The following is a 14239-nucleotide window of genomic DNA, read 5'->3' on the forward strand; positions in this document are numbered from 1 at the left end:
TAGCTCCGGTGATGCTTGGGTTATTCGACAGCACCGGCGCCATGGACGCGGGTGCTCAATGCCGGCGCTTGCGCAGGTATCTTAGAACGAAACCGGGGAAGGCCAGGACGACGAACATGCAAGCCGAGATTGCATAGAATTCCCAGGTCTGGGGAAACGCATTTCCGATCCGGGATTCGAGCAAATAGGCGAGTCCGCCGACGACAAAGTATAAAACAATCAACTCGAGAAGGCGCACGACGAAGAACTTCGCGTGCGCCCTGCCCTGCGCAGGCTTCAGGGGAATGAAGCCGAACACGCTCTCGTTCAGGAAAGGCAGGTTGGCGAACGCGATCGCGACCGCGATCACCAACCAGGAGGCCAGGGACAAGTCCACCGGCGAGTCTTACGAACCCAGGGTCTGGGTCATGGCGCTCAGGCAGGCTGCCAGCAGCGTGCCCGGCATCACGCCCAGCAGCACCACCAGCACGCCGTTCAGCGACAGGGCCACGCGCATGTCCATCGGGGTCGAGATCGGCGAGACGTCCACCGCATCGTCGAACCAGATGGTCTTCACGACGCGCAGGTAGTAGAAGGCGCCGATCAGCGAGAACAGCACGGCGACCACGGCCAGCCAGTACTGGCCGGTAGCGACCACGGCCTGCAGGACCGCCCACTTGGCCATGAAGCCCATCATCGGCGGCACGCCGGCCAGCGAGAACATCAGCACGGTCATGACCAGCGCGTACCACGGGCTGCGCTTGGCCAGGCCCTTGAAGTCGGCGATTTCTTCCGCTTCGAAGCCCGAGCGCGCCAGCATCATCACCAGGCCGAAGCTGCCCAGGGTGGTCAGCACGTAGGTGATGGTGTAGTACATGGCGGCGCTGTAGGCCGGCGCTGCGTTGGCGGCGCTGCCTGCATCCTTGCCGCCGGTCACGCCGGCCATCATGCCGAGCAGGACGAAGCCGAGCTGGGCGATGGTCGAGTAGGCCAGCATACGCTTGATGTTGGTCTGCGAGATCGCGGTCAGGTTACCGACGGCCAGCGACAGCACGGCCAGGGCCAGCAGCATCTGCTGCCAGTCGAAGGCCATCGGCAGCAGGCCTTCGACCAGGATGCGGATCATCATCGCGAACGAGGCCAGCTTCGGCGCGGCACCCAGCAGCAGGGTCACGCCGGTCGGCGAACCCTGGTAGACGTCAGGCACCCACATGTGGAAGGGCACGGCGCCCAGCTTGAAGGCCATGCCGGCGACGACAAACACCAGGCCGAACACCAGGATGGTGTGGTTGGCGGCGTTGGCGGCGGTCAGCTTGGCGATGGTGCTGATGTCCAGCGAACCGGTGGCGCCGTAGATCATCGAGATACCGTAGAGCATGAAGCCCGAGGCCAGCGAACCCAGGATGAAGTACTTCATCGCGGCTTCGGTCGAGGTTGCGTGGTCGCGGCGCATTGCCACCAGCGCGTACAGCGACAGCGACATCAGTTCCAGGCCCAGGTAGATCGGCAGCATGTTATTGCCGGAGATCATGATCATCTGGCCCAGCATGGTGAACAGGGCCAGCACGTAGAACTCGCCGCCCATGTTACCGGACATCATGCCGCGCTCGGCGGAGTACTGGCGCGAATACACCAGGGTGATGCCGACGGCCAGGTAGGTGAACAGCTTCAGCAGGTTGGCCATCGGGTCCGACACGAACATGTTGAAGAACGTGTAGGTGGTGGTGCCGGCGTTGAAGTCGCCCCAGGTGATCACGGCGCAGCCGACCAGGGTCAGCAGCGACAGGACGTAGGTGATATTCCGCTTCCCTTCCTTCAGGAACATGTCGATCAGGAGGATCGCGCACGAAGCCACTACCAGGAAGATTTCCGCGGACAACGGCGCCATGTTGATGGACGCCGCCGAAAGAGTCGTATTAATCATCGGATTCATATCGTTGTAGTTTCCTGCTTAGTGCATCGGCAGCTTGCTGACCGAGACGTGCTGCAGCAGGTCGGCCACCGACACTTGCAGCGAATCGGTGAACGGCGCCGGATACAGGCCCATGTAGATGGTCAGGATCGCCAGCACGCCCAGCATGAAGAACTCGCGGCCGTTCAGGTCGGTCAGTTCGGCCACATGCTTGTTGCCGATCTTGCCGAACACGACGCGCTTGACCATCCACAGCGAGTAGGCCGCGCCCAGGATCAGGGCGGTGGCCGACAGCAGGCCGGTCCAGAAATTGAACTGGACGGCGCCCAGGATGACCATGAATTCGCCCACGAAGCCCGAGGTTGCCGGCAGGCCGCAGTTGGCCATGGCGAACAGGACCGAGAAGGCGGCGAACTTCGGCATGCGGTTCACGACGCCGCCGTAGTCGGCGATTTCACGCGAGTGCATGCGGTCGTACAGCACGCCGATGCACAGGAACATGGCGCCCGACACGAAGCCGTGCGAGATCATCTGGACGATACCGCCCTGCACGCCGATCTCGTTGAAGATGAAGAAGCCCAGGGTGACGAAGCCCATGTGCGCGATCGACGAGTAAGCGACCAGTTTCTTCATGTCCTTCTGGACCATCGCCACCAGGCCGATGTAGATCACGGCGGTCAGCGACAGCACGATGATCAGCGGGGCCAGGTAGTGCGAAGCGTCCGGGGCGATCGGCAGCGAGAATCGCAGGAAGCCGTAACCGCCCAGCTTCAGCATGATCGCGGCCAGCACCACGGAACCGCCGGTCGGCGCTTCCACGTGGGCGTCCGGCAGCCAGGTGTGGACCGGGAACATCGGCACCTTGACGGCGAAAGCCATCAGGAAGGCGATGAAGATCAGGACCTGTTCCGTCATGGTCAGCGGCAGCTGGTGCCATGCCAGGATGTCGAAGGAACCGCCCGACTTGTTGTACAGGTAGATGATCGCGATCAGGGTCAGCAGCGAACCCATGAAGGTGTACAGGAAGAACTTGAAGGCCGCGTACACCCGGTTCGGGCCGCCGAACACGCCGATGATGATGAACATCGGGATCAGGGTGGCTTCGAAGAAGAAGTAGAACAGCAGGCCGTCCAGTGCGACGAACACGCCGATCATCAGACCCGACAGCATCAGGAAGGAGCCCATGTACTGGGCCACGCGTTCCTCGATCACCTGCCATGCGGAGATGACGACGATGATGGTGATGAAGGCGGTCAGCGGCACGAACCAGAGGCTCAGGCCGTCGATACCCAGGTAGTACTGGATGTTGAAGCGCTCGATCCAGGCCGCCTTTTCGACGAACTGGGGACCGTGGGCGCTGTTGCTGAACTGGGTGAACAGCGGGATGGTCGGCAGGAAGCTGATCACCGCGCCGATCAGCGACAGCACGCGGGTGAAGCCCGCCTTGCTGTCACGGCCGACGGCCAGCACGATCACACCGAAGATGATCGGAAGCCAGACCGAGAGGCTCAGGTACGGGTAGGAGGAAATCGTGGACTGCATCTTGTTTTTCTCTCTGTTTAAGCGTGCCAGAACGGGAAGAAGTACAGCAGCGTACCCAGCACGCCCAGGATCATCACGAACGCATAGTGGTAGATGTAACCAGTCTGGAACGTGCGGACGACGGACGAGAACCAGCCCACCAGCTTGGCGGAACCGTTGACGACCAGGCCGTCGATCAGCACGCGGTCACCCACCTGCCACAAGGCCTTGCCAACACCGCGTGCGCCGCCGGCGAACACGACTTCGTTGAACTTGTCCATGTAGTACTTGTTGTCCAACAGGGTGTGGATCGGGCGCAGCGCCTTGTAGAAGGCAGCCGGCACGCGCGGATTGATCATGTAGCAGTAGAACGCGGCGACGACGCCGGCCAGGGCCAGCCAGAACGGCGCGGTGGTAAAGGCGTGCACGCCCATCGCGGCGGCGCCGTGGAACTCGTGCGCCAGTTCTTCCATCGCCGGGTGACGTTCCGCATTGACCGTGATGACATTGTCGAAGAAGTGACCGAACAGCATCGGCTCGATCGCGATGAAACCGATGATGACCGACGGGATCGCCAGCAGGATCAGCGGCAGGGTCACCACCCACGGCGACTCGTGCGGCTTCTGGCCCGGGGCCAGGCCGTGGTGGCCGTGGTCGTCCTCGTCTTCTTCATGATGCGCGGTGGCTTCATGCAGCGCGGTCGGATCCTTGCCTTCGGCGCCATGATTGTTGTCATGAGCGTGCGAGTGGGCGTGATCGTCGTGGTGATCGTGTGCGTGAGCCTGGCCGAAGCGCTCTTTGCCGTGGAACACCAGGAAATACATGCGGAAGGAGTAGAAGGCGGTGATGAACACGCCGGCCAGCACCGCGAAGTGGGCGAAGCCCGAACCCCACAGGTGCGATGCCGCGGTTGCCTCGATGATCGAGTCCTTCGAGTAGAAACCGGCGAAGAACGGGGTACCGATCAGGGCCAGCGAACCCAGCAGCGAGGTGATCCAGGTGATCGGCATGTACTTGCGCAGGCCGCCCATGTTGCGCATGTCCTGGTCGTGGTGCATGCCGATGATGACGGAGCCCGCGCCGAGGAACAGCAGCGCCTTGAAGAAGGCGTGGGTCATCAAGTGGAACACGGCGACGTTATACGCCGACACGCCCAGTGCGACCGTCATGTAGCCCAGCTGCGACAGGGTCGAGTAAGCGACCACGCGCTTGATGTCGTTCTGGATGATGCCCAGGAAGCCCATGAACAGCGCGGTGATCGAACCGATCACGATGATGAAGGACAGCGCGGTGTCCGACAGCTCGAACAGCGGCGACATGCGGGTCACCATGAAGATACCGGCGGTAACCATGGTTGCAGCGTGGATCAGCGCCGAGATCGGGGTCGGGCCTTCCATCGAGTCCGGCAGCCAGACGTGCAGCGGGAACTGCGCCGACTTGCCCATCGCGCCGATGAACAGGCAGATGCAGGCGGCGGTCAGCAGCGGCCAGGTGGTGCCCGGCACGACCATGGCGGACAGCGCGCCGGCCTTGGCGAAGGTCTCGCCGTAGTTCATGGTACCGGTGGCGGCCAGCAGCAGGCCGATGCCGAGGATGAAGCCGAAGTCACCGACGCGGTTCACCAGGAAAGCCTTCATGTTCGCGAAAATGGCCGTCGGACGGGTGTACCAGAAGCCGATCAGCAGGTACGAGACCAGGCCCACCGCTTCCCAGCCGAAGAACAGCTGCAGGAAGTTGTTGGACATGACCAGCATCAGCATCGAGAAGGTGAACAGCGAGATGTACGAGAAGAAGCGGTTGTAGCCGTCATCCTCGGCCATGTAGCCGATCGTGTAGATGTGGACCATCAGCGACACCGAGGTCACCACGCACATCATCATCGCGGACAGCGCGTCGATCTGGAAACCGACCGACATCTTCATGCTGCCGATGGTCATCCAGGTGTAGACGTCGCCGTTGAAAGTCTGGCCGTCCAGCACGTTCATCAGGGTCATGATCGAGAGGACCATGGCGATGAACACGCCGGCGATGGTCGCGGTATGCGACACCTTGCGGCCGACCACGTTCCCGAAGAACTTGGTGCCGAGCAGGCCGGCGATCGCCGAGCCCGCGAGCGGTGCGAGTGGCACCGCCAGCAAGAGGTTAGGGTTAATTGGCCCCGTCATTTTCTATAGCCTTATGTCTTGTTTATCGAGGAGTTCACAGAACAAACCGATTAGCCCTTCAGGCTGTCGAGGTCTTCCACGTTGATCGTGTCCAGGTTACGGAACAGGACCACCAGGATCGCCAGGCCGATCGCCGATTCGGCGGCCGCGACAGTCAGGATGAAGAACACGAAGATCTGCCCTGCCGCGTCTCCCAGATAGTGCGAGAAGGCGACGAAGTTCAGGTTCACTGCCAGCAGCATCAGTTCGATGGCCATCAGCAGGATGATGATGTTCTTCCGGTTCAGGAAAATACCGACCACCGAGATCGCGAACAGGATCGCGCCCAGGATCAGGTAGTGAGCGAGCGACAGAGTCATGGATTCTCCTTGTTGGCTGCCTCGGACGACGATGCGGCCTGCGCAGCAGCCGCTGCTGCCGCAGCCACTGCTGCTTGGTCGATCGCCTTCTGGTCGATGGCCTGCATCTTCACGATGCGCAGGCGGTCGTTACGCTTGACGGCGACGGCCAGGGCCGGGTCGATGGCCTTGGTGTCCTTGCGCTTGCGCAGGGTCAGCGCGACGGCGGCGATGATCGCAACCAGCAGGATCAGGCCGGCGATCTCGAAGCCGTAGATGTACTGGGTATAGATCAGGCGGCCCAGTTCGCGGGTGCCGCCGATGTGGCCGACGGCCGCTTCGGCCGGCGCCTCGGCGGTGCCGAGGAAACCGCGCCACAGGACGGCGGCCATCTCCAGCACGACCAGCGCGCCGATGCCCGAAGCGATCGGGAGATAGCCCCAGAAGCCTTCGCGCATGCGGTCGACGTTGATATCCAGCATCATCACGACGAACAGGAACAGCACCATCACGGCGCCGACATAGACCAGCACCAGCACGATGGCGAGGAACTCGGCCTTCAGCAGCATCCAGATACCGGCGGCGTTGAAGAACGCGAGCACCAGGAACAGCGCGGCGTGGACCGGGTTCTTGGCGGTAATGACGCGCAACCCGGCGACGATCATGATCGCCGAGAACACGTAGAACAGAACAGTTGTGAATTCCATGACTTACGCAGGAGCCCTCTTGTTATTAACGGTACTTCGCGTCGGCGTTACGCGCCGCGGCGATCTCGTCTTCGTAGCGATCGCCCACGGCCAGGAGCATCTCCTTGGTGTAGTACAGGTCGCCACGCTTTTCGCCGTGGTATTCCAGCACCTGGGTCTCGACGATCGAATCGACCGGGCAGGATTCTTCGCAGAAGCCGCAGAAGATGCACTTGGTCAGGTCGATGTCGTAGCGCGTGGTACGGCGGGTGCCGTCTTCGCGCTGCGCCGATTCGATCGTGATCGCCATTGCCGGGCACACCGCTTCGCACAGCTTGCAGGCGATGCAGCGCTCTTCCCCGTTGGGGTAGCGGCGCAGCGCGTGCAGGCCGCGGAAACGCGGCGAGATCGGGGTCTTTTCTTCCGGGTACTGCACCGTGATCTTGCGCGAGAACGCGTATTTTCCGGTCAGCGCCAGGCCCTTGATCAGTTCGGACAGCATCAGGCTGCCGAAAAAGTCTTTTACTCGAGTCATTTCTTGCGCCTCTTTACTTCCAGGGGTTCCACGACGTCTGCATGACGCCGGCGACCAGGACCAGCCACACCAGGGTCAGCGGGATGAACACTTTCCAGCCCAGGCGCATGATCTGGTCATAGCGGTAACGCGGGAAGGTACCGCGCACCCACACGAACAGCGACACGACCAGGAAGGCCTTCGCGAACAGCCAGAAGAAGCCGCCCAGCGCGCCGAATTCCAGGAAGGAGAACGGTGCAGCCCAGCCGCCCAGGAACATGATCGATGCCAGGGTGGCCACCAGGATCATGTTGGCGTATTCGGCCAGCATGAACATCGCGTAGGACATGCCCGAGTACTCGACCATGTGGCCGGCCACGATTTCCGATTCGCCTTCCACCACGTCGAACGGGTGGCGGTTGCACTCGGCCAGGCCGGAGGTGATGTAGACGACGAACAGCGGCAGCAGCGGCAGCCAGTTCCACGACAGGAAGCTCAGTCCCATCGAGGCGAAATGGCCGCGGGTCTGCGCGCCGACGATGTCCGAGAAGTTCAGCGAACCGGACACCATCAGGATCACGACCATCACGAAGCCCATCGGGATTTCATACGAAATCATCTGGGCCGAGGCGCGCATGGCGCCCATGAACGAGTACTTCGAGTTCGAAGCCCAGCCGGCGATGATGATGCCGTAGACTTCCATCGAGGTGATCGCCAGCAGCAGCAGCAGGCCGGCGTTGACGTTGGCCAGCGCCGATTCCGGGCCGAAGGGAATGACTGCCCATGCGGCCAGGGCCGGCATGATGGTCATGATCGGACCGATGATGAACAGGCTCGGGGTGGCTTTCGCCGGCACCACGATTTCCTTGAGCAGCAGCTTGAGCGCGTCGGCGATCGGCTGCAGCAGGCCCAGCGGGCCCACGCGGTTCGGACCCACGCGGATGTGGATCCAGCCGATCAGCTTGCGCTCCCACAGCACGAGATAGGCCACCAGGCCCATCAGCGGCAGCAGCACGCAGACGATTTTCAGCAGCGTCCAGGCGAAGGTCCAGACGGTCGGACCTACCAGGGTTTCACCGCCGGCATAAAAACTATTGAGTACGTCAGGCATCGACATGTTGATTAAGCCTTTTCAATCGAAATCGGACCGAACATTGCGCCCAGCGACGACGTCAGCTGGTGAGCAGCGGCCACGCGCACGACATTCGCCGGCAGGCGCTTGTCGATGGCGGCCACCAGGGTCGCACTGCCCTCCCCTTGCTGCACGGTGACCATGTCGCCGGCCTGCACGCCCAGCACCTCGGCCAGCTTGTGCGAGATGGTGGCCAGCGGGGCTTGTGCGTCGGCGGTGCGCAGCAGCGGTTCCGAACGGCGGGCGATGGCGTCGGCGAAATAGATCGGCACGTCGGCCAGGCGTTCCAGCTTCAGGTCCGCTTCGTTGCCGAACTTGGCCGAGGTCGGGGCCAGCTTGGCGACGTTGTTCAGCTTTGCCGACAGGTCGGTGTTGCCCTTGCCCAGCGCTTCGTCGCGGATCGATTCCGAGTTCTCGTAGTCGAAGCCCGACAGGCCCAGCAGGTTGCCCAGCACGCGCAGCACTTTCCAGGCCGGACGGGTCTCGCCCAGCGGCTTGACGGTGCCGTTGAAGCTCTGTGCGCGGCCTTCGCAGTTGACGAAGGTGCCGGCGGTCTCGCTGAACGGCGAGATCGGCAGCAGCACGTCGGCGTAGTCCATGCCGTGCTTGAAGGCCGACATCGCGACGACCATCTCGGCGCCCTGCAGCGCCTTGATGGCTTGCTGCGGGTTGGCGGCGTCCAGTTCCGGCTCGGCGTTCAGCAGCACGTAGGCCTTCTTCGGCTGCGCGAACAGGTTCGCTGCATTCTTCGAGGTCGCGTTGACCAGGTAACCGCCGACGGTGTTCGCCGCTTCGACGAAGTAGCCGAACTTGGCGCCGGTCTGCTCGGCGATCCATTGCGCGGCGGCGTGCAGTGCCGACGCTTGCGGATGCTGTGCGGCGGCGTTACCCAGCAGGACGGCGCCCGGCAGGTCGGCAGCGTGTTCCACGACCAGGGTGGCGGCGATGGCCTTGGCGGCGTCGCTTGCCTCGATGCCTTCGAAACCGGCCGGCGCGGCAATGCCCTTGGCGGCAGCCACGGCAACCACGATGCCGGACAGTGCAGCCAGCCATTCCGACGGCGACACGATCATGCGGCCGGTGGTCGGGATCAGGTTGTCGTCGTCCGAACCGTGGACGATCGACAGCTTGGCGCCCGACTTGACGGCGGCGCGCAAGCGGGTCGCGGCCAGCGGGTGGTCCTTGCGCAGGAAGGAACCGACGACCAGCACGCGCTTGAGTGTCGACAGTTCGGCGATCGGCATGCCCAGGTGCGGGACCACGGTGCCGTCCAGCGCGAAGTCGCTCTGGCGCAGGCGGAAGTCGATGTTCTCGATGCCGAAGCCGCGCATGGCCTTCTGCAGCAGGAACAGTTCTTCGACGGTCGAGTGCGGGGTCGCGATGGCGGCGATGTTGTCGGCGCCGTGCTCGTGACGGATGTTGCGCAGGCCGTGGGCGACGTACTCGAGGGCGGTCTGCCAGTCGGTCTCGATCCACTTGCCGTCCTGCTTCACCATCGGGTTGACCAGGCGGTCGGCGTTGTCCAGCGCTTCATAGGCGAAGCGGTCCTTGTCGGACAGCCAGCACTCGTTGATGTGTTCGTTTTCCAGCGGCAGCACGCGCATGACCTTGCCGCCCTTGACCTGGACGATCAGGTTGGTGCCCAGCGAGTCGTGCGGCGAGACCGAACGGCGGCGCTGCAGTTCCCACGGACGTGCCGAGTAGCGGAACGGCTTGGAGGTCAGCGCGCCGACCGGGCACAGGTCGATCATGTTGCCCGACACTTCGGAGTCGACGGTCTTGCCGACGAAGGTGGTGATCTCCGAGTGCTCGCCGCGGCCGACCATGCCGAATTCCATCACGCCGGCCACTTCCTGGCCGAAGCGCACGCAACGGGTGCACTGGATGCAGCGCGACATCTCTTCCATCGAGATCAGCGGGCCGGCTTCCTTCGGCGCCACCACGCGCTTTTCTTCTTCGTAGCGCGAGCCGCTCTTGCCGTAGCCGACGGCCAGATCCTGCAGCTGGCATTCGCCGCCCTGGTCGCAGATCGGGCAATCCAGCGGGTGGTTAATCAGCAGGAATTCCATGACCGACTTCTGTGCGGCCACGGCCTTGTCGCTGTGGGTGCGCACGATCATGCCCGGCGAGACCGGAGTCGCGCAGGCGGGCATGGCCTTCGGTGCTTTTTCCACTTCGACCAGGCACATGCGGCAGTTCGCTGCGATCGACAGTTTCTTGTGATAGCAGAAGTGCGGGATGTAGGTACCCAGTTTATTCGCGGCGTCCATCACCATGGAACCTGGCGGGACTTCTACTTTCTTGCCGTCTAATTCAATTTCAACCATTTGATCGTTACCTGACCTGGTTTAAAGGTATGCGGGCACGAGGCAGTGCTTGTGCTCGATGTGATATTCGAATTCCTCGCGGAAGTTCTTGATCATCGCTTCGACCGGCATCGCCGCAGCGTCGCCCAGGGCGCAGATGGTGCGGCCCTTGATGTTGAAGGCGATGTTGTTCAGCAGATCCATGTCTTCCGGACGGCCCTGGCCATGCTCGATACGGTGGACCATGCGGTACATCCAGCCGGTGCCTTCACGGCACGGGGTGCACTGGCCGCACGATTCTTCGTAGTAGAAGTAGGACAGGCGCAGCAGCGACTTGACCATGCAGCGGGTCTCGTCCATGACGATCACGGCGCCCGAACCGAGCATCGAACCGGCCTTGGCGATCGAGTCGTAGTCCAGGTCGGTGTCCATCATGACTTCGCCGCGGATCACCGGCGCCGACGAACCGCCCGGGATGACCGCCTTGATCTTCTTGCCGCCGCGCATACCGCCGGCCAGCTCCATCAGCTTGGCGAACGGTGTGCCCAGCGGGACTTCGTAGTTGCCCGGACGCTCGACGTCGCCCGAGATCGAGAAGATCTTGGTGCCGCCGTTGTTCGGCTTGCCGAGCGCCATGTAGTCGGACGCGCCCATGTTCAGGATGAACGGGACGGCTGCGAAGGTCTCGGTGTTGTTGATGGTGGTCGGCTTGCCGTACAGGCCGAACGAGGCCGGGAACGGCGGTTTGAAGCGCGGCTGGCCCTTCTTGCCTTCCAGCGATTCCAGCAGCGCGGTTTCTTCGCCGCAGATGTAGGCGCCGTAACCGTGGTGCGCGTGCAGCTGGAACGAGAACTGCGAACCCATGATGTTATCGCCCAGGAAGCCGGCGGCGCGCGCCTCTTCCAGCGCCTCTTCGAAGCGCAGGTATTCCTGGAAGATCTCGCCGTGGATGTAGTTGTAGCCCACGGTGATGCCCATCGCGTAGGCGCCGATGGCCATGCCTTCGATCAGCGCGTGCGGGTTGTAGCGGATGATGTCGCGGTCCTTGAACGTACCCGGCTCGCCTTCGTCGGTATTGCAGACGAGGTATTTCTGGCCCGGGAACTGGCGCGGCATGAAGCTCCACTTCAGGCCGGTCGGGAAACCCGCACCGCCGCGGCCGCGCAGGCCGGAGGTCTTCAGGTCGGCAATGATCTGCTCGGGCGTGATGCCCTCTTCCAGGATCTTACGCAGGGCCGAGTAGCCGCCACGCTTGACGTAGTCGGCCAGGTGCCAGTTGTCGCCGTTTAGATCCTTCAGGATCAGCGGATTGATGTGACGGTCGTGCAGGCTGGTCATTTGTTCAGTTCCTCCAGCAGGGCGTCGATTTTTTCGTCGCTCATGAACGAGCACATGCGGTGGTTGTTCACCAGCATGACGGGTGCGTCGCCGCAGGCGCCCATGCACTCGCCTTCGAGCAGGGTGAACTGCCCGTCTTCGGTGGTGCCGCGGTAGTCGATGCCGAGCGCGTCCTTGATGCGCTGGCCGGCGCGTTCGCCGCCCGACAGTGCGCACGGCAGGTTGGTGCAGACGGTGATCTTGTGCTTGCCGACCGGCTTCAGGTTGTACATGTTGTAGAAGGTGGCCACTTCCTGCACGGCGATCGCAGGCATGCCGATGTAGTCGGCGATTTCCTGCATCGTTTCCGGCGACAGCCATCCCTTTTCGACCTGGGCGTGGGCCAGCGAGGCCATCACGGCCGACTGGCGCTGGTCAGCCGGATACTTGGCCAGCTCGCGGTCGATTTTTTGTAAGCACTGCTCAGATAACATTTTTTCTCTTCCTTGCTCGACTTAGCGGTCGATCGAACCGAACACGATGTCTTGCGTACCGATGATGGTCACGGCGTCGGCGATCATGTGGCCGCGCGCCATTTCATCCAGGCTCTGCAGGTGCACGTAGTCCGGGGTACGGATCTTCAGGCGGTAGGGCTTGTTGGCGCCGTCCGACACGATGTAGATGCCGAACTCGCCCTTCGGGTGCTCGACGGCGGCATACGCCTCGCCCGGCGGCACGTGGAAGCCTTCGGTGAACAGCTTGAAGTGGTGGATCAGCGATTCCATGTTCGACTTCATGTCGACGCGCGACGGCGGCGCGATCTTGTGGTTGTCGATCATGACCGGGCCCGGATTCGCACGCAGCCAGGCGATGCACTGCTTGATGATGCGGTTCGACTGGCGCAGCTCTTCGATACGGACCAGGTAGCGGTCGTAGGAGTCGCCGTTGGTGCCCACCGGGATGTCGAAATCCATCTTGTCGTACACGGCGTACGGCTGGGTCTTGCGCAGGTCCCAGGCGATGCCCGAGCCGCGCAGCATCGGGCCACTGAAGCCCATGCCCTTCGCGTCTTCCGGGGTCACCACGCCGATGCCGACGGTACGCTGTTTCCAGATACGGTTGTCGGTCAGCAGGGTCTCGTACTCGTCCACGTAGCCGTCGAAGCGCTTGGTGAAGCCGTCGATGAAGTCCAGCACCGAACCCTGGCGGATCTCGTTCAGCTCGTCCACCGCGCGCTGGCTGCGCACCAGCGAAGGCTTGTGCTTCGGCATGACGTCCGGCAGGTCGCGGTACACGCCGCCCGGGCGGTAGTAGGCCGCGTGCATGCGCGCGCCCGACACCGCTTCATAGACGTCGAACAGGTCTTCGCGGTCGCGGAAGGCGTACAGGAAGGGACCCATGGCGCCGATGTCCAGCGCGTGCGCGCCCAGCCACATCAGGTGGTTCAGGATGCGGGTGATCTCGTCGAACATCACGCGGATGTACTGTGCGCGGACCGGGGCTTCGATGCCCAGCAGCTTCTCGATCGCCAGCACGTAGCCGTGCTCGTTGCACATCATCGACACGTAGTCGAGGCGGTCCATGTACGGCACCGACTGCAGGTAGGTGCGGGTTTCCGCCAGCTTCTCGGTGCCGCGGTGCAGCAGGCCGATGTGCGGGTCGGCGCGCTGGATGACCTCGCCGTCCAGCTCCAGCACGAGGCGCAGCACGCCGTGCGCTGCCGGGTGCTGCGGACCAAAGTTCAGGGTGTAATTCTTAAGCTCAGCCATTATTTCATCCCGTAGGTTTCTTCGCGGATCACGCGCGGAATGTTTTCACGCGGTTCGATCGTGACCGGTTGGTAGATCACGCGCTTCTGCTCGGGGTCGTAGCGCATCTCGACATAGCCCGAAATCGGGAAGTCCTTGCGGAACGGGTGGCCGATGAAGCCATAGTCGGTCAGGATGCGGCGCAGGTCGCCGTGGCCTTCGAACAGGATGCCGAACAGGTCGAACGCTTCGCGCTCGAACCAGTTGGCGTTGCGCCAGATGCCGGTGATCGACTGGACCAGGGGCATCTCGTCGTCCGGGCAGAACACGCGGACGCGCACGCGCCAGTTGTGCTCGATCGACAGCAGGTGGGTCACCACCGCGAAGCGCAGGCCGTCCCAGGTACCTTCGCCGTAGTTCAGGTAGTCGACGCCGCACAGGTCGATCATTTCTTCGAAAGCGAGCGACTTGTCGTCGCGCAGGGTCTGCATCGCTGCAAGATAGTCGGCGGCCTTGACTACCACGGTTACTTCGCCGAGCGCCGACGAAATGGCGGCGCGCTCGCCGAGCGCATTCTTCAGGGCGAGCTCAAGGACTTCGAGTTTTGTCGTCATGGTGTTA

General features: G+C 62.8%; 13 protein-coding genes. All 13 read right to left on the minus strand.

Features of this window, described 5'->3' with window-relative positions:
- Window positions 1-55: 55 nt before the first annotated feature.
- The 13 genes from AC07PE_RS00835 to AC07PE_RS00895 are packed head-to-tail and all read right to left on the minus strand — an operon-like array spanning window position 56 to window position 14232.
- Window positions 56-376 (minus strand): DUF2818 family protein, encoded by a 321-nt coding sequence (locus AC07PE_RS00835; protein WP_498760762.1) that lies wholly within the window; start codon window positions 374-376, stop codon window positions 56-58.
- A gap of 9 nt (window positions 377-385) precedes the next feature.
- Window positions 386-1903, minus strand: coding sequence for an NADH-quinone oxidoreductase subunit NuoN (gene nuoN / locus AC07PE_RS00840; RefSeq protein ID WP_498760763.1), 1518 nt, complete (start codon window positions 1901-1903; stop codon window positions 386-388).
- 27 nt (window positions 1904-1930) lie between these two features.
- Window positions 1931-3433 (minus strand): NADH-quinone oxidoreductase subunit M, encoded by a 1503-nt coding sequence (locus AC07PE_RS00845; RefSeq protein ID WP_498760764.1) that lies wholly within the window; start codon window positions 3431-3433, stop codon window positions 1931-1933.
- Between the two features lie 17 nt (window positions 3434-3450).
- The gene (gene nuoL, locus AC07PE_RS00850) at window positions 3451-5577 is read right to left on the minus strand and encodes an NADH-quinone oxidoreductase subunit L (protein ID WP_498760765.1); all 2127 of its coding nucleotides are present in this window, start codon (window positions 5575-5577) and stop codon (window positions 3451-3453) included.
- 50 nt (window positions 5578-5627) lie between these two features.
- Window positions 5628-5936, minus strand: coding sequence for an NADH-quinone oxidoreductase subunit NuoK (gene nuoK / locus AC07PE_RS00855; protein WP_036168632.1), 309 nt, complete (start codon window positions 5934-5936; stop codon window positions 5628-5630).
- On the minus strand, window positions 5933-6622 hold the full coding sequence (locus tag AC07PE_RS00860) for an NADH-quinone oxidoreductase subunit J (RefSeq protein ID WP_498760766.1): 690 nt from the start codon (window positions 6620-6622) through the stop codon (window positions 5933-5935). The genes nuoK and AC07PE_RS00860 overlap by 4 nt, the downstream gene beginning before the upstream one ends.
- Window positions 6623-6647: 25 nt before the next feature.
- On the minus strand, window positions 6648-7136 hold the full coding sequence (gene nuoI / locus AC07PE_RS00865) for an NADH-quinone oxidoreductase subunit NuoI (protein ID WP_230029831.1): 489 nt from the start codon (window positions 7134-7136) through the stop codon (window positions 6648-6650).
- 13 nt (window positions 7137-7149) lie between these two features.
- Window positions 7150-8232: an NADH-quinone oxidoreductase subunit NuoH gene (gene nuoH, locus AC07PE_RS00870; RefSeq protein ID WP_498760767.1), complete on the minus strand. Its 1083-nt coding sequence runs from the start codon at window positions 8230-8232 to the stop codon at window positions 7150-7152.
- A 5-nt stretch (window positions 8233-8237) separates the two neighbouring features.
- Window positions 8238-10574: an NADH-quinone oxidoreductase subunit NuoG gene (gene nuoG, locus AC07PE_RS00875; protein WP_498760768.1), complete on the minus strand. Its 2337-nt coding sequence runs from the start codon at window positions 10572-10574 to the stop codon at window positions 8238-8240.
- Window positions 10575-10595: 21 nt separating this feature from the next.
- On the minus strand, window positions 10596-11891 hold the full coding sequence (gene nuoF / locus AC07PE_RS00880; protein ID WP_498760769.1) for an NADH-quinone oxidoreductase subunit NuoF: 1296 nt from the start codon (window positions 11889-11891) through the stop codon (window positions 10596-10598).
- The gene (gene nuoE / locus AC07PE_RS00885; RefSeq protein WP_498760770.1) at window positions 11888-12364 is read right to left on the minus strand and encodes an NADH-quinone oxidoreductase subunit NuoE; all 477 of its coding nucleotides are present in this window, start codon (window positions 12362-12364) and stop codon (window positions 11888-11890) included. Before nuoE ends, nuoF begins: the two co-directional genes overlap by 4 nt.
- Before the next feature lie 21 nt (window positions 12365-12385).
- Window positions 12386-13639 carry an NADH-quinone oxidoreductase subunit D gene (locus AC07PE_RS00890; protein WP_498760771.1) on the minus strand — a complete coding sequence of 418 codons (1254 nt, stop codon included), beginning with the start codon at window positions 13637-13639 and terminating at the stop codon, window positions 12386-12388.
- A complete protein-coding gene (locus AC07PE_RS00895) occupies window positions 13639-14232 on the minus strand; it encodes an NADH-quinone oxidoreductase subunit C (RefSeq protein ID WP_230029837.1) in 594 nt (197 codons plus the stop codon). Before AC07PE_RS00895 ends, AC07PE_RS00890 begins: the two co-directional genes overlap by 1 nt.
- Window positions 14233-14239: the final 7 nt, after the last annotated feature.

Source organism: Telluria sp. GW821-FHT07G12 (assembly GCF_059418525.1).